General features: G+C 42.1%; 14 protein-coding genes. 1 reads left to right on the top strand and 13 read right to left on the bottom strand.

Annotation, left to right across the window (positions count from 1 at the left end):
• Position 1 precedes the first annotated feature (1 nt).
• The 3 genes from addA to dapF all read right to left on the bottom strand — a co-directional run bounded on the left by addA (position 2) and on the right by dapF (position 7,965).
• Entirely contained in the window at positions 2-3,634 is a 3,633-nt protein-coding gene (gene addA / locus GT508_RS07920; RefSeq protein ID WP_161143971.1) for a helicase-exonuclease AddAB subunit AddA, read from the bottom strand.
• Positions 3,625-6,996 (bottom strand): PD-(D/E)XK nuclease family protein, encoded by a 3,372-nt coding sequence (locus tag GT508_RS07915; RefSeq protein WP_161143970.1) that lies wholly within the window; start codon positions 6,994-6,996, stop codon positions 3,625-3,627. The genes addA and GT508_RS07915 overlap by 10 nt, the downstream gene beginning before the upstream one ends.
• A 111-nt stretch (positions 6,997-7,107) precedes the next feature.
• Positions 7,108-7,965 carry a diaminopimelate epimerase gene (gene dapF / locus GT508_RS07910; protein ID WP_028086897.1) on the bottom strand — a complete coding sequence of 286 codons (858 nt, stop codon included), beginning with the start codon at positions 7,963-7,965 and terminating at the stop codon, positions 7,108-7,110.
• 312 nt (positions 7,966-8,277) lie between these two features.
• Between dapF and GT508_RS07905 the strand changes: the two genes are divergently transcribed.
• Positions 8,278-9,117, top strand: coding sequence for an AraC family transcriptional regulator (locus GT508_RS07905; RefSeq protein WP_161143969.1), 840 nt, complete (start codon positions 8,278-8,280; stop codon positions 9,115-9,117).
• Here GT508_RS07905 and hflX read toward each other — a convergent pair.
• The 10 genes from hflX to GT508_RS07855 all read right to left on the bottom strand — a co-directional run bounded on the left by hflX (position 9,069) and on the right by GT508_RS07855 (position 21,920).
• Positions 9,069-10,337, bottom strand: coding sequence for a GTPase HflX (gene hflX, locus GT508_RS07900; RefSeq protein WP_161143968.1), 1,269 nt, complete (start codon positions 10,335-10,337; stop codon positions 9,069-9,071). The genes GT508_RS07905 and hflX overlap by 49 nt on opposite strands.
• Before the next feature lie 6 nt (positions 10,338-10,343).
• Positions 10,344-10,865 (bottom strand): tetratricopeptide repeat protein, encoded by a 522-nt coding sequence (locus tag GT508_RS07895; protein ID WP_118309541.1) that lies wholly within the window; start codon positions 10,863-10,865, stop codon positions 10,344-10,346.
• Positions 10,866-10,887: 22 nt separating this feature from the next.
• Positions 10,888-11,556: a uracil-DNA glycosylase gene (locus tag GT508_RS07890; RefSeq protein WP_028086893.1), complete on the bottom strand. Its 669-nt coding sequence runs from the start codon at positions 11,554-11,556 to the stop codon at positions 10,888-10,890.
• Positions 11,557-11,612: 56 nt separating this feature from the next.
• Positions 11,613-12,374: an imidazole glycerol phosphate synthase subunit HisF gene (gene hisF, locus GT508_RS07885; RefSeq protein ID WP_118224526.1), complete on the bottom strand. Its 762-nt coding sequence runs from the start codon at positions 12,372-12,374 to the stop codon at positions 11,613-11,615.
• Positions 12,375-12,386: 12 nt separating this feature from the next.
• Positions 12,387-12,992, bottom strand: a complete 606-nt coding sequence (gene hisH, locus GT508_RS07880; RefSeq protein ID WP_118378439.1) for an imidazole glycerol phosphate synthase subunit HisH — start codon at positions 12,990-12,992, stop codon at positions 12,387-12,389.
• Between the two features lie 66 nt (positions 12,993-13,058).
• Positions 13,059-14,564 (bottom strand): sensor histidine kinase, encoded by a 1,506-nt coding sequence (locus GT508_RS07875; RefSeq protein WP_161143967.1) that lies wholly within the window; start codon positions 14,562-14,564, stop codon positions 13,059-13,061.
• Entirely contained in the window at positions 14,561-15,244 is a 684-nt protein-coding gene (locus GT508_RS07870; RefSeq protein WP_161143966.1) for a response regulator transcription factor, read from the bottom strand. The genes GT508_RS07875 and GT508_RS07870 overlap by 4 nt, the downstream gene beginning before the upstream one ends.
• A gap of 204 nt (positions 15,245-15,448) precedes the next feature.
• On the bottom strand, positions 15,449-20,518 hold the full coding sequence (locus GT508_RS07865) for a penicillin-binding Tp47 domain C-containing protein (protein WP_161143965.1): 5,070 nt from the start codon (positions 20,516-20,518) through the stop codon (positions 15,449-15,451).
• Between the two features lie 118 nt (positions 20,519-20,636).
• Entirely contained in the window at positions 20,637-21,485 is an 849-nt protein-coding gene (locus GT508_RS07860) for a 4Fe-4S binding protein (RefSeq protein WP_161143964.1), read from the bottom strand.
• The gene (locus tag GT508_RS07855; RefSeq protein WP_161143963.1) at positions 21,486-21,920 is read right to left on the bottom strand and encodes an FMN-binding protein; all 435 of its coding nucleotides are present in this window, start codon (positions 21,918-21,920) and stop codon (positions 21,486-21,488) included. It abuts the gene before it with no gap.
• Positions 21,921-21,925 lie beyond the last annotated feature (5 nt).

Below are 21,925 nucleotides of genomic sequence, written 5' to 3'. Positions count from 1 at the left end.
ACTATTCTATATAAATCTCTTTTTTTAAAGTAAATGAATAGATGATCTTTTCTTTTACTTTTTTCCCAGACATCTGTTCCAGTGCCTTCGCATAATAACGTAACTGCTCCTGATATTTCTCTGCCAGTTCTTTTCCGTTATTCACCTTATCCGTCTTATAATCCAGCACAACCAATCCATCCGGTTCTTCAAAATAAGCATCTATGATTCCCTGTATCAGGATCAGTTCCCCGTCTTCTTCCTCCGGATACAGCTCTTTTGCATCCACACCGAGTACAAATGGCTGTTCTCTGTAAAGTTTCTGCTTTCGGGCTGCTTCCTGCATCCGCTTTCCCGAATTACATTGCAGAAATTCCAAGATATCTGCCTGCCGGATACATCCTGCTGCTTCTTCTTCCAGCCTTCCATGCCGCACCTGTTCTTCCAGCCAACCGCCGAACCACTGCATATTCCCGTATTTCTGCATGCCTGCAAAATCTAACAGCTCCATCACCCGGTGGTATGCCGTACCTCTCGGTGCCCCTGTCAGACCTTCTTCCTGCTGCATAAACCGGGGCAAAAGCGGCACCACTTCCGGTTCTTCATAGAAACATTCTCCCTGCTCTTCCTCCCTTTCGTCTGATGCAATCTCATAGGCTCTTTTTTTCAGTTCCGTGACAGTGAATTTCAGCTTCCTTTCACTGCTCTTTTCATAGGGATAGGAAAATGCAAACTGTTCCTGCATCATCTCATGCAAGCCAGGCTCATAGATTTCTTCTACGTTCCAGTTTTCAAGAACAGTTCTTGAAAGACCACTCTTTTCTTCTTCCTCTATGCTTTCTTTTACCACATCCTCTATATGCAGGATCTGTATTCTGAACAGATCCTCCCTGCACTTTAACACTGCTGGCAATATCCAGTCCCAGTATGTGGAGGCATGACTAAGCTGAGAAAATGATAATGTCCCTTCTGTATCTTTCCCAAACATCTGATACCCGGCAATCTTATCCTCTGGTTTTGAAAGCGTTCCTGTAATGATCAGTTTCTCTTTCGCACGCGTCAGGGCTACATATAATACACGCAATTCTTCCCCGAGACTCTCTAATGCTTCCTCCTTTTGTATCACTTTTTTGATGATACTTGGAATCTTCGTACGATATTCCAGATCCACTGCATCCAGCCCGACTCCCATACCGGCATGGAGTGCCACCGCACTTCTTGCATCCTGCATATTGAAACGCTTTCCCATTCCGGCTGTGATCACGACAGGAAATTCCAATCCTTTGCTTTTGTGAATCGTCATTACCCTCACTGTATCCGCATATTCATCTTCTATGCTCGCCTCACCATAATCCACGTCATACTTTTGTAGTTGTTCGATGTATCTCACAAAATGAAACAATCCTTTATAACTGGTTGCTTCATATGCTCTGGCTTTTTCAATCAGCATATCCAGATTCGCTCTGCGCTGTGCTCCACCAGGCATTGCTGCCACATAATCCCCATATCCCGTTCTGTCCAGTATCTTCCATAAAAGTTCATGCATCGGTGTATATGGTACGATCAGGCGTAATTCGTCCATCTGTCCCAGGCACTTTTCCAGCTTTTCCCAGATCTTTTGTTCACGCCCATGTACTCTGTACTCTGCCACACTCTCAAAGAACGGCTTATCCGGATACATACACCGTATCTCTGCCATCTCTTCATCCGACATTTCTGCAAATGCAGAACGCAGCACTGCTGCCAGCGGAATATCCTGTCTCCGATTATCCAGAACCCTCAGATAATCCAGAAGTACACCTACCTCCTGTGTCTGAAAATACCCTTCACTGGTTCCCGCATAAGCAGGGATACCTTCACGGTTCAACACTTCTGTAAATACATCGGCAAATCCTTTGACACTTCTTGTCAGGATCACAATATCCGAATAACGCACATTTCTGAGTTTGCCGGTCTCCTTATCCACGACTTTCTGCGAACGCAATAGTTCGCGGATACGCATGGCAATCATACGGGCCTCCAGTTCCCTTTCTGAGACAATTCCTTTTGATGTATCCCCATCCGTTTTCTGATATTCATCCAGGTCACTGTCCATTAACAGAATCTCTGTCTTAAGATTCTCTGTCTCCGGATATTCTGCCCCCGGATACAATGCCGCCTGCTCATCATAGACGATCCCGCCCAGTTTCTCCGTCATGATCTGCCGGAATATCGCGTTGGCACTCTCCAGCACTTCCTTCCGGCTTCGGAAGTTTCTGTGCAGATCAATTCTCTGAGTCTGACTTTCTTCTATATTATATGTATAAAACTTTTCCAGAAATAATTCCGGTCTCGACAGACGGAATCTGTAAATACTCTGCTTTACATCTCCTACCATAAAGATATTATACCTGCCGCTTCTGCAGGTTGATACACTGTTAAGGATTGCTTCCTGAATCAGATTGCTGTCCTGATACTCATCGATCATAACTTCATGAAACTGGTTCTGATATTCTTGCGCTATTTTTGATGGTACAAACCCATCTTCTGATTTTTCTGTCAGGATACGCAGTGCATATTGTTCCATATCCGAAAAATCAATGATGTTCTGTGCCCGCTTCTGCTCTTCAAACTTTTCTCCAAACAACCGCACAAGATTCCCCAGCTCTTCCATCGCCGGAGCACACATTTTCAAATCCTCCACCAGTTCCTGCGGACTTTCATAAAAATACTGCCCGCTGATATTCTTTACAATCCCCTTTACAAGTTCCCGGATCTTCTTGACTTGTTCGATCTTTTCTTCTAATACTGTCTGATCTTTGTTTGCCGCAATCCTCGCCCATTTTACATTCGTAAATGCTTCCGCCATCTTCTCATAAGACCGGATAGCTGACAATTCTTCAATCACCTGCATATCCTTATCCAACGTTGCTTCATACACCGCCGGACCATCCGGACTTAACGCAATCATCTCTGCCTGAGCCAGCAATTCTCTGGCATCCTCCAGATTCTTCCTTATATCTGCCATTACTTTTTGCATGAAGCTGCTTTTTTCCAGTGTCTCGACATCCGGTATCCTGTACGCTTCCACACAAGACTCCAACCACGCTTCACTGTCCGGATAGCTTCTGGAAAACTCATAGATCTTCAAGATCAGATCTTCAATCTTTTTATCATCTCTCCCGGTACTGTAAGCTGCTGCAAAATCAAGGAAGCTCTTACTTCCTTCCTGATATTTTTCCTCCAGCATTTCTTCCAGTACATCATGTCTTAGCAGTTTCAGTTCCCCTTCTTCACCGATCCGGAATCCCGGATCGATATCAATCGCATGAAAATGATCACGGATCACTGAAAGGCAGAAGCTGTGAATGGTTGTGATCTGTGCATTATGGATCAGTGTTGCCTGTTGTTTCAGATGCTCATCTTCCGGGTATTCCAGTAGTTTCTTCTCAATCGCCAGACGTATTCTTTCTTTCATCTCTGAGGCCGCCGCCTCGGTAAATGTCACGATCAGAAGTTTATCTACATCCACCGGAGGGTCATCTTCTGTCAGCATCGTGATGATACGTTCTACCAGAACAGCTGTCTTTCCGGAACCTGCTGCTGCCGACACCAGAATATTACGATTTCTCAGTTGTATGACCTTCTGCTGTTCTTCTGTCCATTTCACACCCATTCCTGGTTTCCTCCTTTCCTGTCATTTTCAGATTCACGCTGTTCTATCCGCATTGCCGCCATGGCCTCTTCTTTTCCCATTGTTCCGATATCACGGTATTCATATCCCGGAATTTTAACATCGAATCCACAGACATGCCTGTATGGACAGTAATCGCATCCACTTTCCTGCCCACGCTTATAAGGAAGGGCTCCTGCTTCACCATTCAATATCTTCGTTCTTGCATCTTCCATCTGCTTTTTGGCATGAGTCATCATTGCAGAAAAATCCTCTCCCGCAACCACTTTGGAATACCCCGATACGCTGCCGTTCTTATTATATTTTACCGGAACTGCCAGAGATTCGCCCGAAGTATTATGATCCAGATGTTTTAATATCTCTGTCCCAAGCGGAATGATACCATCCGGCTTCAACTGCTTTAGAACCGCACGCTCTGCTTTTTCTTTGTCTTCTGTCTTATCTACCAGAGGATCCTGAATGCGGTAATAGAACACACCAGCCGGGATTACCTCCTTATCCGGATGGCGCTTTTTCTGAAATTCGACTGCTGCATCCATATAGATCATAAGCTGTAATTGTAAGCCATGATACAATGCAACCACGTCAAATGCCTTACTTCCGGTCTTGTAATCCATAACTTTGACATATATCTGCTCTTCCGTCTCACATATATCAATGCGGTCAATCTTTCCTCCGAAGAAACGCAGTTCATATGCCTCCGGTACAAAGTCCCCGGCTTTCAGCTGGTTCGTAAGTGCCCATACTGTTCTCTCCAGCATCTGCTTCATACGCACGATCATCTGTTCATTTCTTGCCGTACTGTATAATACAGAATTGCCATAATCTGTAATCGCTTCTTCTACACTTGCATCGATCAGCTTTTTTCTTTCTTCTTCCGGCAATACTGTCCATCCGCCCGCCTCCGACGCCTTTTTCGAAAACAGTTCCAGAGCCCTGTGACAGACATTTCCCAGATCGACTGCTTTAAATTCATACAGCGGCCGTTCCTTCAGGCGGAGCCCGTAAGCAAGGAAATGTGCACACGCACAGGTCGCATACCGTTCCATTCTCGTGATGCTTCCTTCGAAATTCTCTCCATAAAGTTCTCTTGCTACACGTTCCGATAATGGATCTTCCGGACGTCTGTAGTACCATGCGCGCAAAATCCGGTCCACCACAGCTTTCCATTCCGGAGATTTCTGATACCAGGTATATAATTCCTGCCAGGTGAGGTCCAGATTCTTCTCCTGCAGTCCACGGATCAGATAAGCAACTCCACTTTTCTCCGTCAGTTCTTTTTCCTTTAGTTTTCTTGCTTCTTCATCCTGAACCTTTAACTCCGGATATAATCTTGATAATTCCTGTATCAGATAAGACGGACGCTGTGCTTTCCCTCCTGCAGACACTTTACTATAATAAATCTTCAGTTTCTCCGACGGCTTAGTCAGGTTCATATACAGGTAAAACTTTTGGACATATGCTTTTTCCTTTCCGCCTGCCGCCAGCGCATAATCCGCCTGCCGGAACTTCTCTCTGTCCTGTTCCGTTAACAGACCGGTTCTCATAAGTGCTCCGGGAAGGAAACTGTCATTGGCTCCAAGAAAAAAGAGTGCCCTGATGTCTTTTAATCTTGTTCTCTGCATATCTCCTGCCACTACCTGATCCACACTTGGAGGAATCACACCGACTCTTGCCTCTTCCAGTCCTGCATCCAGAAGCTTACAATATTCGTTCAGTCCCACCGGTTCCTCACCCAGAAGTTCTACAAATTTATCAAATAATTCTATGATGATCCGGTAGACCTGTGAATATTCCTTCGCCAGTGCCAGCTCACCTGCTTTCTGAAATTCTTCTTCTGTTCTTTGCAGGCGTTCCTGGATATTTTCCTTCACCATGAACTCATATACTGCCATCGTGATATCTCGCACCGTTTTCCTCTTTTGTTTTAATACAAACATCAGGTTATCCACTTTTTCTACCAGTTGTACACGGTAATGATTCAGCCGGTCCAGTTCCTCTTCTTCCATCCCCTTCAATCTGCGGATCCAACGGTTCTGCCAGCCTTTATATCCCCTGATTCCCAGTCCGAGCACATAGTTTTCCAGTTCATCTACTTCCTCGCAGGCGAATCCTGCAAGATTCGTTCTTAAGAAGCGGAATACACTTTCATAAGAGAAATTCTTTTCCGCCATATTCAGAAGACTCCTTATATATTCTACAAATGAATTCAACAGGATGCTTCTCTTATGATCCATAAACACCGGAATCCCGTAATTCTCAAATGCCTGTTCTAGATAGTCTCCATATACATTCATATCACTGACGATCACACCGATATCTCTGTATCTGTACTGCTCTTTACGTACCAGTCTGCGGATTCCCTCTGCCACTGCATCTGCTTCCTGTCTTGGGTTCCCTGCTGCATGGATTTCCAGATTCTCCACAGCTTTATCATACCTTCCAGACCCGTACCGGAAGATATTTCTCTCCAAAAATGCAAGTTCCTTGTTCTTTTCAAATCGTTTCACCGGATATCCATACAGGCAGACTGGTTCTTCTACCTCTATATGATCTTCCCCCGCCATTCTGACCAGTGTCGTTACCATCTTCTTACTCAGTCCAAACAGCTGATATGGATGTTTATAAGCATACGGATTCTCCCGTTCATCCATCGTAACTGTCACCCAGACTTCCTTACAGCACCGCATAAGTTCCAGTATCAGCCGGTTCTGCACCGGTGTAAATCCGGTAAATCCATCAAGAACTACAACACTGTTTTTCAAAAGTTCTGATTCTTTTACCTGACTGTTCAATACATCCAGCAATTCTTCCTTCGTGATATACCGCTCTCTTAAGTAATCCTGAAAACCTTCATACAAAAGCCTGATATCTTTTAACTTGTAATACAATCTGGAGTCTTCATCCAGATGATCCAGCATCTCATCCATCTCTTCTTCCCCGATATCATACTGTGTAAATTCGGATATCACGGATTTTACCTCACTGATATAGCCAAGTTTCTTAATATTCCCTTTCAATACCGTCAGTTTGTTCTCATAATCCCCTGCAATCTTTCTGAGGATCAGGTTTTTTCCCTCATCATCCAGAACCTGCATCTGCTTTGTACCGGTCTCTTCAAATACCCGGTAAGCAAGTCTTGCAAAACTCAGTACATCGATATTCATGATACCGTGTCTCGGATGCATACTGACCAGATCCTTCTGCGTCTGCATTGTGAACTGTTCCGGTACGAGCACTATGAAATTCTTCAGTGGGTATTTTTCTGATTCTTCTATGACATGCTGATATAAATAAGTTGATTTTCCTGAGCCGGATGGCCCGAATACAAATTTTAAAGGCATAAGGTTTCCTCCTTATGCCCTAGTATAACACGAATATATGTTTGTGTATAGCCGTAAAACCTGCTTTTATACTGTCATTCACGACAGCTTTTGCAAGATTTCCCCGATATCTTATAATGCACGCAGTCTCTCTGCAAATTCATTACTAAGTGTCATTTTCGCAACGTAGAATACATCTCCTGTCATGTATACATTCCAGTCATCTTCTACTTCTACCTGAAGTTCTCCTCCCGGCATATGAACGATCACTTTACTGTTCGTAAGTCCCAGTTTGTACGCTACACCTGCTGCCGCACATGCTCCGGTTCCGGATGCTCTGGTGTATCCTGCACCACGCTCAAAGATCTCGATCGCAATATTCTCTTTATCCATCACCTGCATGATCTGTGTATTGATTCTGTTCGGGAAATATCTTGCGATCTCGGAATAATCACCGATCTTGCATACCAACGGTTTGGAAATCTCACGCATAGGGATCACGCAGTGTGGATTACCGATGGATACACAGGTAACCGGATACAACGTCCTTCCGAATACCATGTCCTCGTTGATCACTTCACGCCTCTCGCCGATGACCGGGATCTCATCACTCCAAAATGATAATTTTCCCATAGATACACGCAGCCGGCTTCCATCTTCATTTAAGAATGTCACTTCCACCGGACCGTTTCCTGTATATAATTTGAAATTCTTTTTCTGTACGTAACCGGCATCTTTCAGATATTTTGCAAAAATACGGACACCGTTTCCACTGGTCTCTGATTCACTTCCGTCCGGATTCCATACTTTTACATGCATACCGTCTTCTTTCAGGATCGGTCCTTCCAGAACTCCGTCAGCGCCAAGCCCCTCATTACGATCACAGATCATTTTTACATTTGCCTGATCCAGTTCTAATTCATTATGATTCGGATCAAATACAAGATAATCATTCCCCAATCCATGATAACGTTCCAATACTACTTTCATCTTTCTTCCTCCTGATTTTTAATCCCCGTCTTTAATTACATTTAAAAATTTCTTCTGTTGTGTTTTTATTTCTTTTGACTGTATATAGTTCACACAGAGTATTCGCCGCTTACTGCATCTGTTAGCTGCATCTTTCTCTTTATCCATATCATAACAGGCATTATTTCCATAATCTACACAAATAATGCCATGTTTCTTGCAAATAATGCCATTTTCCTATAAACTGATTACAGATACTATTTGCAGCTTTTTATCTGTCTCGAATCACTCTGATTTTGATATTGTATTTTTAATAATATATGGAGGATATATATGGAACAATACGAGAAAAAAGGATATCTGAACAGTGAATTCAGACTTTTTCACCTGACTGATCAGGATACCAAAGAAATAGATTACCATTATCACGATTTTGATAAGATTACAATCTTTATTCGGGGAAAGGTCAATTATATGATCGAAGGACGCTCTTACGACTTAAAGCCTTATGATATCGTTCTGGTAAAACAGGGAGATATTCATAAGCTGACAGTAGACAATTCCTGCCCTTATGAGAGAATTATTGTCTACATCTCTCCGAATTTTATGAACGCATATCAGACCGAAAGCTACGATCTGAGTTATTGTTTCCAAAAAGCTGATCAGGAGCACTCCAATGTTCTGCGCATCCCCTCGCCGGAAAAGAGTTCCCTGTTCCGTTCTATCTCTAATCTGGAACACTCTTTCACTGACGGCGGCTATGCTTCCGAACTCTACCGGCAGGTAATGTTCCTGGAATTCATGATCCATCTGAACCGTGCGGTAAGAAAAAACCGGCTGGAATACATTGACACTGATAATTGTAACGAAAAGGTGCTCGCTATCCTTGATTACGTCAGCGAACATCTCTGTGAGAACTTATCGATCGACCTGATCGCCAGACATTTTTATATCAGCAAATATTATATGATGAGATTATTTAAGCAGGAAACCGGTTATACACTAGGACAATATATCTCCCAGAAACGGCTCCTGCTTGCAAAAGAACTATTATCTTCCGGTGTGCCTGGCACACAGGTTTGTTACGATTGTGGATTTAAAGATTATTCTACGTTTTCCAGAGCTTATAAGCAATTGTTCGGTGTAACGCCTTCCGGACGTACCTGCCCATAAAGTTCTGACGGAACGAATGCCCTCACGAAGATACCATCTTCCCGGTACTCTTCCTCCTGAAGTTCTCCGTACTTCCGGATCTTTTGGATCTTTCCGGCTTCTTTATATGGATACAATGCCTCAATCTCCACTTTCCGCTCCCTCAATACAGCTTCTATGGACTGAAGGAATCCTGTAATTCCTTCTCCCGTCTTTGCCGAGATTTTTACATGATAATCTGCACGCAGGTCTCTCGGAACCCAGGTATCTTCCATTTGATCAATCTTATTAAATACCGTGATCACCGGCTTATCTTTCACTCCGAGATTCTGCAGTGTCTCATATACGGTATACATCTGTTCATCCATCTGTGGATTCGAAGCATCCACTACATGCAGGATGATGTCCGCATATTTTGCTTCTTCCAGCGTACTCCGAAAAGCTTCGATCAGATGATGTGGAAGCTTTCTGATAAATCCTACCGTATCCGTCATGAGAATTTCCTGACCGCTTGGCAGTTTCAGATCCCTGGTAGTGGGATCCAGAGTTGCAAATAATTTATCTTCTGCAAGAATTCCTGCACCGGTCAGAGCATTTAACAATGTAGATTTCCCCGCATTCGTGTATCCTACGATTGCTGCTACCGGAATATGGCTTCTGCTTCTCTGCTCTCTGGTCACTTCCCGGTGTTTTTTGACATCCTTTAATTCACGGTTCAGTTGTGCGATCCGGCTTTTGATCAGGCGGCGATCCATCTCCAGCTTCTTCTCTCCCGGTCCTCTGGTTCCAATTCCGCCTCCCAGTCTGGACATCGCTCTTCCCCAGCCGGTCAGTCTGGTCTGCTGATACTTAAGCTGCGCCAGTTCTACCTGTATCTTACCTTCACTGGTCGATGCTCTTGCCGCAAAGATATCCAGAATGATCAGGGTTCTGTCCATGACTTTCACATCCAGCTCATCCTGCAGGTTCTTCATCTGCGCCGGAGACAATTCATCATCACACACAATCCCAGTCGCACGCAATTCCCAGATCATATTTTTTAATTCTTCTATCTTTCCCTTCCCGACATAAGTTGCCGGATGCTGCTGCTCCCGGTTCTGGATCAGCATTCCTGCCGTCTCCGCCCCGGCTGTCGATACCAGATCTTTTAATTCTTCCAGTGATTCTTTTGTATCATCCTGATCCGAGAGTGCAACTCCGACCAGAATCACTTTTTCTGTTTCATCTTTTATTTCTATCATATTCTATTAACGCGTCTCCAGGAATTCTGCTTCTTTTTTAGCTGCCTTGTCATTTGGGTAACTATCCAGATATTCTTCCAGTTTTACTTCCGCACTCTCCCAGTCTTCCATCTTCTCATAAGCAACGATGATGTTATATTTCATTTCTTTCTTCATCTTCTTGCTGACGTCATCCTGTTCCAGTCCGAGATTATAATAGTTCAACGCTTCTTTTGCTTTTCCCAATTTCAGATCACAGTTTCCAATGAGATTATAAATGGTTCCTGTCTTCTCAGCATTATTATCCAGAGCCTTCCTGAATGCATTTCTTGCCCCTTTATAATCTTTCTGTTCCCATTTCACAATGCCGATTCCTCTCCAGGCATCTCCGGTATTCTTATTCTTTTCTATTGCCTGTTCAAACTGTTCAACCGCCTGATCGTATTCTCCTTTTTCAAGATACTCAACTCCCTTTTTCGAAGGATTTCCACAGGCAGTCAGTAACAGACCTGCACTGAATATTGCAAGTAGTGCTTTTCCTCTTTTCATACTTTTTCTATATACTCCTCATTTACTCAATCTGCCAGTCAATCGGTTCTATTCCGTGCGCTCTCAGATAATCGTTCGTCTGACTGAATGGCTTACTTCCAAAAAATCCGCGGTATGCAGACAGCGGACTCGGATGCGGTGCTTTCAGGATCAGATGCTTCGGATTATTCAGCATCCTCGCCTTCCTCTGCGCCGGCGCTCCCCATAAGATGAACACGATTGGACGGTCCTGACTGTTAAGTGCCATGATCGCCGCATCGGTAAATTCTTCCCATCCGATATCCTTATGGGAATTCGCCTGATGTGCCCTTACGGTTAATACCGTATTCAACATCAGCACGCCCTGCTCTGCCCATTTTGTCAGACAGCCGTGATTCGGGATCGTACATCCCAGATCATCATGCAGTTCTTTATAAATATTCACAAGCGAAGGCGGCACATCCACACCTTTTTTTACCGAAAAGCAGAGTCCATGCGCCTGTCCTACATTATGATATGGATCCTGTCCCAGAATTACTGCCTTTACATTATGAAGCGGTGTCAGATGAAATGCATTGAAGATATCGTCTGCCGGCGGAAAGATCTGTCTTGTTCTGTATTCCTCATTTACTGTCTCAAATAATTTCTTATAATATGGCTTTTTGAACTCTTCTTTCAGAGCGTCCAGCCAGTCATTATTGATTGCTGCCATTGTCTTTTACACTATCCTTTTTATTTTTTTATCCTCGCTGTCATACAGACTGCAAACTACAGACGGACAGATACACCTTTTCCTCTTAAATATTCTTTTACTTCTCTGATTTCCAGTTCTTTGTAATGGAATAAAGATGCCGCCAACGCTGCATCTGCTTTTCCCTCTGTCAGTGCATCGTAGAAATGTTCCAGATTGCCGGCTCCACCGGATGCGATCACCGGAATACTTACTTCTTCTGCGATTGCTCTTGTAAGTTCCAGATCATATCCCGCTTTCGTTCCGTCGCAGTCCATACTGGTCAGAAGAATCTCTCCCGCACCAAGTTTCTCCACTTTTGCTGCCCATTCCACAGCATCAATTCCCACATCGATACGTCCGCCATTCTTATAGATATTCCATCCGCTTCCATCTTCTCGTTTCTTTGCATCAATCGCCACAACCACACACTGGCTTCCGAACTTTTCCGCCGCTTCCGAAATTAAATTTGGTGTATTGATCGCGGATGAATTGATAGAAATCTTATCCGCACCCTCTCTCAGGAGAGCTTTAAAATCATCCACTGTACGGATTCCTCCACCCACCGTAAACGGAATAAACACATTTTCCGCTACTTTGCGGACCATATCGACAACTGTACCCCGCGCATCCGAAGATGCTGTAATGTCCAGAAATACCAGTTCATCCGCCCCTGCTTTATCATATGCCTTTGCAATCTCGACAGGATCTCCCGCATCCCTTAAGGATACAAAATTAACTCCTTTTACCACTCTTCCGTTATTTACGTCCAGACATGGGATAATTCTTTTTGTATGCATTGCCTTGTCCCCCTATAATTCCACAAAGTTTTTTAAAATCTGAATTCCTATATCACTGCTCTTTTCCGGATGGAACTGGCACGCAAACACATTTCCCTGTTCTACCGAAGCATGGATATGTGTACTATACTCTGTTGTTGCAGTCACAATATCTTCATTCTCTGCTTTCAGATAATACGAATGTACAAAATATACATAGGAATCTTCCGGAATATCTTTAAATAATCTTCCGTTATTTTGGAATTTTAGTGAGTTCCATCCCATGTGAGGGATCTTAAGTCCTTCCTGATCCGGGATTCTTAATATCTCTCCCTTCAAGATCCCAAGGCCTTCCACACCCGGAGTCTCATCACTTCGTTCAAATAATAACTGCAGTCCGAGGCAGATTCCAAGAAATGGCGTTCCTTTGGCTGTTACGTCTCTGATTACTTCATCAAGTCCATACTGTCTGAGTTTTCCCATCGCATCTCCGAATGCTCCGACTCCCGGAAGGATTACCTTATCTGCATTCATGATCGTCTCTCTGTCTCTTGTGATTGTTACTTCCTGTCCCAGAAGTTGCATGGCTTTTTCCACACTCTTTATATTTCCTGCATCGTAATCGATAATCGCTATCATCTCGTCGTCCTGCCTTTCGTATGTGATCTGGAACTCTCCGGCCATTCATTCCGTGCCCATTATTCTTTATTGTACATCAAGTTCAAACCAGAATTCAACTCCATTATCATAATTCTTTACTCCATATTCCTGATGGAACGATTTCATAATCGCTTTTACAATAGAAAGACCGATTCCATTGCCACCATATTCGCGTGTATGTGCTTTATCGACTTTATAGAATTTATCCCAGATATGTGCAATATCTGCTTCTGGTATCGGAGTTCCGGTATTAAATACGGATACCCGCACTTTACCGTCTTTTTGAACCATTTTTACCTCTATCACCATATCCCCGCTGACATGATGACATGCATTGCTGACATAATTTTTCACGACCTGCTCTACTTTAAATTCATCTGCCCATGCATAGATATCTTCTTCTGTATGCAGGAGAATTTTTGCCCCTGCCTGATCTGCCATGATTTCCATACTCTGGAGCACACCTCTTACAAGTGCTGTAAGATTAAATCTGTCAAACACAATATCCTCATCGCCGAATTCCAACTGGTTTAATGTCAGAAGATTCTTAACCATCTGATTCATCTTGGAAGCTTCATCCATGATCACCTCACAGTAGAATTCCCGGCTCTCCGCATCTTCATTCACACCCTCTTTTAATCCTTCGGCATATCCCTGGATCAGTGCGATCGGTGTCTTTAATTCATGCGATACATTTCCCAGAAACTCATTTCTCATCTTCTCCAGCTTGTCCTTCTGTTCGATATCTTTCTGCAGGCTGTTATTCGCCTTCTTGAGCTCCGAAATTGTGCTTTCCAGTTTTTCCGACATCCGGTTAAAGTTCTCACCAAGTTCACCAATCTCATTACTTCCACCACTGGTATATTTCGCATCAAAATCAAGATCTGCCATACGGTCTGATAATCTTGCCAGTTCGCGGATCGGTTCTGTGATCCGTTTTGCAAAATACCAGATCAGGAAGATAGATATAACGATCAGAATACTCCCTATATACAATAAGAAACGATTCGATATTGCTGCGCTCTCCCGCATACTTTCTACCGGACTTCTGAGCAGGAACTGACTGCCATCATCCAGGCTTCCCCACATATCTACATAATAGTTCTGATTCCATGGATCCCATGACTGATTGATCTGGTAAACTTCAGTAGAATCCAGGATTCTGCTTTCTTTCTGTGCCTGATTCAGGAAATATCCCATCATCTGATTCTTCAACATATTCTTATCATGCACATTTGTATGTACATCATTATCTTTTCCTATGACCAGATAGGAAATATTATTCTTTTCAGCGAAATGAATAAGTGAACCGTTTTTCTTTGTACTGTTCCACTTGTTTTCATTAGATACATCATTCAGCTTTTCATAAAGTTCTATAAAACGTGATTCCTTCTTACTGATATAATATGGTTCCAGAAATTTGCCATTGATGAACATTAATGTCGCTACCAGGCAGATCAGCAGTCCTACAAACGCCATGATCATCTGCGTCTTGATCGAATGATGCCTGTTTTTGATCTTTGCTTTTTTTTCTTCACTTATGATTTTCATTCTTCATCAACCTCAAATTTGTAACCCATCCCCCAGATTGTCTTGATATAATTTCCTTTTTCTCCGAGTTTGCTTCTCAACTTCTTAACATGTGTATCAATGGTTCTTGCATCTCCAAAATAATCGTAATCCCATACGTTATTCAATATTTTCTCTCTTGATAATGCAATGCCCTGATTCTCAACAAAATATGTCAGAAGTTCAAATTCTTTAAAGCTTAATTCAATCTCCTTATCATCAATCTTCACCTGATGTGCTGCTTTGTCAATCACAATTCCGCCGGCATTGATCTCATCACTCTCTCCTATTACATTAGCTCTTCTTAAGATTGCATTCACTCTGGCTACCAGGATCTTCGGACTGAATGGTTTTGAGATATATTCGTCAACGCCAAGATCAAATCCCTGTAATTCGTCTCTCTCTTCTGATCTTGCAGTCAGCATGATAATCGGAACTTTGGATGACTGGCGCACTTCGCGGCATACCTGCCAGCCGTCCATTCTTGGCATCATCACATCCAGGATGATCAGCGCAATATCTTTTTCATCGTAAAACTGTTCCATTGCTTCCATACCATCTCCGGCTTCGATCACCTGATATCCTTCTCTTTCCAGGAAATCCTTCACCAGTTTCCGCATCCTGCTTTCATCATCTACTACTAATATTTTGATCTTATCCATAAGACCCGGCCCTCCTCTTAAATCTATATTTTCATGATATATTTTTCTTCTATCTTCATTATTATAGCAGAGAACTATGTAGTCTTTGTGAATTTTCCGGTATATAGAATAAAAAGTACCCGCGATATCATATTACTTATGTTATCACGGGTACTTTTTCTTAAGTTACTCTAATCTGTAATTTGTTGTTTTATACAACTCATACTATTCTTCATCTTCTCTTTTCTTTCTCTTAAGTGAGAATCCTCCGATTCCGGCTCCGAGAGATGTTACTGCAAGTCCTAACCACGCAAACATGCCGGACGGATCTCCAGTCTTCGCAGCTTTTCCACTCTTCGTATTCGATGCGGATCCTGTCTTACCAGATTTGCCTGATGTACCGTTTGTACCGGCTGCTCCACTTGTGCCGTTAGCTTTCTGTCCTGCATCCTTTTTCACAAGTGTACTGATTGCTTTATTCAGTTGCTCAGTTGCTTTATCAACTGTATCCTGATTTTTCTTTTCTTTCAGTGCTGTGTCAGCCTCAGCCAGTGCTGACTGAAGTGCTTTCCAGCTGTCTGCTGTATAATCTGATTCGTTTAAAGCACCTGCTACTTTAATTGCTTTTTCAAGTGCATCTGTTGATACCTGTTTCGTTGTGTCTTCAGATGGCGCCGGAGTTTTTCCCGGAACTTTGTATGTAAATGTAAGAGGTGTTGTATAACCAGTTGATGTAACCGTGATCTGGAATTCTGTTCCGGCCGCCACATCTTTAAATGGCGCTGCATCTGTCACCAGCGTTCCGTCTTTATCAATAATCTTTACAGAACCTTTTCCTCTTGCTGCATAATCGGTGCCGTTCACATTTACAGATGTAATATTTCCGATATAAGTATTGAATGCTTCCTTATTACTGTTTTCTGCCACTGTAAGCTTTTTGTTATCTGCATCATATGTTGCCGGCATATCTGTTGTTGACAGAATGAATGTTGTTTTCAAATCTGCATATTTTCCATTTTTATCTTTTACTGTAAGTGTATATTTCCCCGGATTAATTGAAGAATCTGCTTTAAATGTTAATACATTGCCTTCCACTTTCACATTCAATCCTTCAACGGTGTATTCCGGATCAAAATCATCCCTAAGATTCAGCTCTATCGCCGTCTTACCAGCAGAAATATCTGCATCTGCAACCTTAACAGCATCCTCTGTTTTTGCAAATTTTACAGGGACATAAAGATCATTAACATCAATTGTATATAGACCATTTGTTGTATAATATTCAATACTGTCAATCGTCTTGCCCATCATAGATGCATAATGCGCTGAAGATGTCGGGCAACCATGTACTGACTCTGTATATCCGGTACTCCAAGCGAGCTTTTTCCCTTTCCAGATGTTCTCCAGATGACGCAGACCATAGGCAGTTCCATCTGTTGTCTTTACAACGACTGCATTTACATTAGAAGATGCAATCTTATCTTCCGGAAGTCCGTCCAGATTGAGCTGGTAATCTCCATAAGAAGACTGTGTTAACAATTCTGCCGTAACACCTGTCAGAGCTTCTGCTTTCTGTCCTTTAACCTCGCTGAATACAAGTTTTCCATCCTTGTCCATAGAAACTTCTTTGTAATTTGCAGGAGCCTCTGTCAATGGATAGTATGCATATGTCTCGTTTTCAAAAAGTGTATCTTTTCCTTCTAATGTTGTGGTAGATGTCTGTCCACGGTTCGTCACTGTAATATCAACTTTATCCGTATCTTTTACTTCTTTGTATTTTGTAAGATCTACGGAAGGATCTACTTTCACAGCAAATCTAATACCATCAATCTGTGATCCATCTGCATTTTCATGATAAGAACCACCTGCAAGTCCTGTGGTACGTGTCTTGTTCTTTGTTGCAGAAGTAAATACGTCAACATCTACGTCATTCTTTGTTGTCTCAGATTTGTAGAATGCTGCGTATGGGATGTTCATAAGAACATAAGTCTCTTTTTTCTCTGCTTTTACAAGTGCGTCGATTGCTGCATTCAGATGACTGGTTGCTTCATCAACTGTTGCCTGTGTATGTGGAGTTTTTATTTCATCTTTTGCTTCCTGAAGCTCTGTCTGCATTGCCGCCCAGCTGTCTGCTGTATAATCTGATTCCGTCAGACTTTCGGCTTTCTTAATTGCTGCTTCCAGATTTGTTGTACTGATCTCTTCTTTTGCATCTTTTACGATGTTTTCATCTTTTGCCTGGAAATTATATGTTACATCTTTATAACCCAGTGCTGAAATTGTAATTGTCCAGTATCCCGTTCCATCCGTTCCTTCCGGTAATGTACAACGAAGAGATTTCGTAAGACCAAGCTGGATTCCCATTGATTTGTGCATCCAGTTATCTGCTGCAAATTTTGTTCCATATGCTGCTTTTGCATTTGTGTATGTACTGTCGTCTCCATAGTATGTCCATTTTACACTCTGCATATTGGCTCCAAGATCTCCATAATTACCTGTCAGATCTACCCTTAAGAATTCTCCATAAGAACCCTTTGCTTCTTTTACTTTAAGTCCTGCTTCTTCTGCGGATGGTGCTGTTTTTAATTCCTGTCCTTCAATACCGGAACCTGTTCCAGCTTCCTTTGCAGAGAGACTAAATGTTCCATCTACATTCCTGGTTGCTGTCTTAAGTCCGTTTGTATCTGCTGTAACTTTTGCTTTCAGACCGCTATATGACTGCAATTTATTTTCTGCATATCCTCCTGCAAGTTCTCCACCATTTTCTACAACTTTGTATGCTTTGCAGAATGCTTCATAATCTTCTGTCGCTACTTTTACCGGTACATATTTCAGTCCTGTAACATCATATTTTTTCATCTTCGTTGTTGTTCCGTCTTCTTCGGTGATTGCTCCACGGTCAAATGTAATCGTTTTTCCATCTGTCAGAACAGCTTTCTTTGAATCTGTCCAATATGACACTTCATAAGATTTTCCATTTTCTGCCTCTATGGTTGCCGCACACTGATAACTTCCTCTGTGAAGTCCATGGTTCACCGTTGCACGTGTTACAACATCAAATGCACCTTTATCTGACTCTCCTTTTGTATCCAATTCACTTGATGATGAACTGTCTCCTGCTGCCTGTACTCCTTCTGCTGCCCAGTATTCCGCCCAGCTAAGTCCTGCATAGACATATTTATACTCGTCTGTTACTGCTTCTTCTGCAACTACACTCGTCTTAATATCCTGATAGTTATCACTTGTAATCGTCAGTGTGTAGTTTGTACCCACTGTCGGCTCTTTATCCAGTGCAACTTTTAAATATTTCAGATCACCGCTTGTCAGAGTATCTTCTCTGCGTCCTGCTCTGTAAGTCAGTTTATATGTTGGATTTTCCAGCTCTTTTAATTCTACTCCATTTAACTGAACTTCAAGTTCTGATCCCTTTAATGTTGCAGTTGCTTCTGCTGTTGGATATGTAGCTTTGATCTTTTCTTCTAATTCATTGATCAGTTCTGCTGCATCTGCCGATAACGCTTCCTTATTTGCAATCATGGCCTGAGCTTCTTTCACATGCTCTTTCAGATCTGCATTTTCAGAATAACCTGTTGTCTCCTCTGCTTTTTCAATCAGTTTCTGTAATTTATCTTTCTGTTTATCTGTAATTGGTGTCGATGTCTTTCTTGTGATATCCGGATAATTACTGCTGCTAATTGTAATTGTATACTGAGTACCAGCTGTCGGTGCCTTTGTTAAAGTAACCTTTCCATCTTTAACACTTGCTTTATCCGCCAGACCGCCAGATACTGATACGGTTACATCTTTCAGGTCCTCTGGGATTCCACTGATTTTAAGTTCTTCTGAACCATTTTCCAGAGAGTATTTTAAACCGCTGAGATCTCCATCGTAATATTTGTCTAATGTTACATTACACGGAACATTGATCACTCCAAGATCTGTAATCAGTGTAACACTGTTTAAAGCAGCTCCATTCATGTCTGCAAACTGATAGAATGCATCTCCCTGTCCATGTGCTCTCTTTAATCCCTGGCCTTCTTTAATTGACCACGCAATTTCTACATTTGGTGTCTTTGTACCAACCCAGAGATTTTCCAGACTGGTCATTCCGTAGCTCTTTCCGGAAGTTGTATTTAAAATCGCACCATAAAGAGTATATTCTTTTGTTTCATTTTCTCCCACTTTTAAACCTGTTTTTGTTCCAAGTCCGTCAACAGTGATCTGATAATCTCCATATCCTCCGTTTAACTCTAATTCATCTGCAGGAACAGAAAGATATTTATTCGTTACCGTTGCATCTGACATTTTAGAGAAGCTGTATGTTCCGTCTTCTTTTACCGTTAATTTGCTGTATGCTTCCGGCGCTTTGTCTAATGTTGTAAAATAATAATCATCATTTTCCGTCAGATTTGTCTTTAATTTTGCATAATCTTCTGCACTTACTTCTACTGGGATTGTTACACCCATGATATATTTTCCATTGTTGTAAGTACCTTTTGCAAGTCCAGTTGTGCCTTTGAATTTATTTGTAGTTGCTGTAGATACCGCATCTACTCCGCTTTCTACTTCCCATACTGCTTTATCTGTCAGATTGTAAGCCTTATAGAACTGATTGTATGGCACGTTCATGACAAGATATTTAGTTTCTTTAACCGCAGGCTTTAAATTGCTGATTGCTGTCTCCAACTCTTTTCTAGCAGAATCCACATCCGTCTGTGAGGTTGCTGTCAATGCTTTTTTAGCTGTTGTCAGTTTTTCCTGTAATGCTTTCCATGTATCATCTGTATAATCGCCCTCTTTTAAAGCCTCTGCTTTACTAATAACGTTCTGTAATTCCGTTGTATTTACCGTTTCCTTTTTTGGGGCTTTAGATAATGCATCATCTACTGCCTGCCAGATTGCTGTTGACGAATAAGTTGCACGGCTCACAGCATCAATGGCATCCGTACTATTTTTACTCAAAATCTGAGCAACAACACCAGTACTCTTCTTGGTTCCATTTGCAGCGTTCGATATGTATGTTTCATTATCACTACCACCATTCCCTGATATATCACTGATAGAAGTAATTGTTCCATTCGCCACAGTTACCTTTACTGTCAAATCATATGGATGAAACTCTTCATACTCATCTGGTATACACTTTGCAGTTCCTGTATAAGTTCCATCCTGAATCTTCGCAATGTCCGTACTGGAAGTAGCAGCAACCGCCGGTATCGCTGGGCAAATACTGGCTACCATTGCAGTAGACATCGCAACTGCCATTACTTTTGTCTTCATTTCTTTCTTTTTCATAAAAGCCTCCTTAATGAAAATATTTATTATCAAGTTAGTGTTTTCTAACTTATAATCAAAAAAATTTTTACTAATCAGACATGTGCATTTTCCACACATGTCTGCATATTATGTTATTTTATACTCCAAGCCAGATACATAATCCAAGTAATATCAACGCTCTTAAAATTGTAAACCAGATTTCATTGCCTCTGATCTTTTTCACTCCGCAGTGAATATTCTTCTTCGGACATGTATCTATACATTTCTGGCACTGGAAACAGTCACCTTCTACTTTCCAGGAACCATCCGTCGGAAGTCCGATATTCGCCGGACATTTTCTGGAACATGCACTGCACTTTGGAATGCAGGATTCCCGGTCTCTGTGAAGTGCAAATACCGGGAACACCGGAATCAGTGAGAATACAGCTCCCATCGGGCAGAAATTTCTGCAGAAAAATCTTTCCTCCAGACACATTCCGACAATCAAAAGCACCAGAATGACCAGCCCTATGAGATATCCATTCAGTTTGAAATTTCCTGCATGTATCATGGAAAATACATCCCACGGACTTGTTCCCTGCGCTTTACTGTATACACCGCCATAGCACATAAATACGATGATTACCAGGATCACATATTTCAGATATACAAGTCTGTCTGCAATCCGGTCCGGAATCTGCACCGGTTTCTTTTTCATCTTTTTACAGATCAGTCTGTATAATGCATTCACTCCATCGCCAAGACTTCCAAATGCACAGGCAAATCCACAAAAGAATCTGCCGAAAACAGCAGTATATACACACACCACAATAAGTACAGTAACAAATGATGTCAGCGCCACTTTTTCACCTGCACCAATCTGTGTAAATATATATTTCACACCTGCAAATGCTGCCGTGTATACCGACGGAATAAAGATAAAATACAGCAATTGGATGATTGCCCTTATCCATATATGTATCTTTTTCAATTGTTTTGCATTCATTTATTTTACCGCCTTTTCTAATGCCTGTTTTGTCGCATTCTTAATTCCTGTAGAACTGAACGTCGCACCACTGATCGTATCTACTTCTGCACTTTGCGCATCCAGAATCTTCGGTATAATATCTTTCGCCATAGTCAGATAAGAACCATCTTCTCCGTCAGCAGAGACAATATTTACTTCCTTAATCTTCTGCTTTTTTACTATTACTTCCACTTTAACAGTTCCACCAAATCCATCCGCTTCTCCGGTATATGTCCCGTCTTTATAAGAACCATTTTTTGACTCCTGATCTTCTAGACTTTCCACATTTTCGATTTTGGCATTCAGCTTTGCAATTTCCTCATCTTTTGCTCTGGCTTCCAGCGCGGAATTATATCCCAATATCAACCCGACGATCACTACAGCACTCATCAGGCGCATCCAGAATTCTCTCATTCTTC

The organism is Dorea sp. BIOML-A1 (assembly GCF_009875615.1).
Taxonomy (GTDB): domain Bacteria; phylum Bacillota; class Clostridia; order Lachnospirales; family Lachnospiraceae; genus Dorea_A; species Dorea_A amylophila.
Note: the sequence above shows the minus strand (reverse complement) of the source record. Positions and strands in the feature narration are given on the sequence as shown.

Bases quoted from the DNA above. Each gene is read 5' to 3' on its own strand.
- addA (WP_161143971.1), bottom strand. From the start codon at position 3,634: ATGGGTGTGAAATGGACAGAAGAACAGCAGAAGGTCATACAACTGAGA.
- GT508_RS07915 (WP_161143970.1), bottom strand. From the start codon at position 6,996: ATGCCTTTAAAATTTGTATTCGGGCCATCCGGCTCAGGAAAATCAACT.
- dapF (WP_028086897.1), bottom strand. From the start codon at position 7,965: ATGAAAGTAGTATTGGAACGTTATCATGGATTGGGGAATGATTATCTT.
- GT508_RS07905 (WP_161143969.1), top strand. From the start codon at position 8,278: ATGGAACAATACGAGAAAAAAGGATATCTGAACAGTGAATTCAGACTT.
- hflX (WP_161143968.1), bottom strand. From the start codon at position 10,337: ATGATAGAAATAAAAGATGAAACAGAAAAAGTGATTCTGGTCGGAGTT.
- GT508_RS07895 (WP_118309541.1), bottom strand. From the start codon at position 10,865: ATGAAAAGAGGAAAAGCACTACTTGCAATATTCAGTGCAGGTCTGTTA.
- GT508_RS07890 (WP_028086893.1), bottom strand. From the start codon at position 11,556: ATGGCAGCAATCAATAATGACTGGCTGGACGCTCTGAAAGAAGAGTTC.
- hisF (WP_118224526.1), bottom strand. From the start codon at position 12,374: ATGCATACAAAAAGAATTATCCCATGTCTGGACGTAAATAACGGAAGA.
- hisH (WP_118378439.1), bottom strand. From the start codon at position 12,992: ATGATAGCGATTATCGATTACGATGCAGGAAATATAAAGAGTGTGGAA.
- GT508_RS07875 (WP_161143967.1), bottom strand. From the start codon at position 14,564: ATGAAAATCATAAGTGAAGAAAAAAAAGCAAAGATCAAAAACAGGCAT.
- GT508_RS07870 (WP_161143966.1), bottom strand. From the start codon at position 15,244: ATGGATAAGATCAAAATATTAGTAGTAGATGATGAAAGCAGGATGCGG.
- GT508_RS07865 (WP_161143965.1), bottom strand. From the start codon at position 20,518: ATGAAAAAGAAAGAAATGAAGACAAAAGTAATGGCAGTTGCGATGTCT.
- GT508_RS07860 (WP_161143964.1), bottom strand. From the start codon at position 21,485: ATGAATGCAAAACAATTGAAAAAGATACATATATGGATAAGGGCAATC.
- GT508_RS07855 (WP_161143963.1), bottom strand. From the start codon at position 21,920: ATGAGAGAATTCTGGATGCGCCTGATGAGTGCTGTAGTGATCGTCGGG.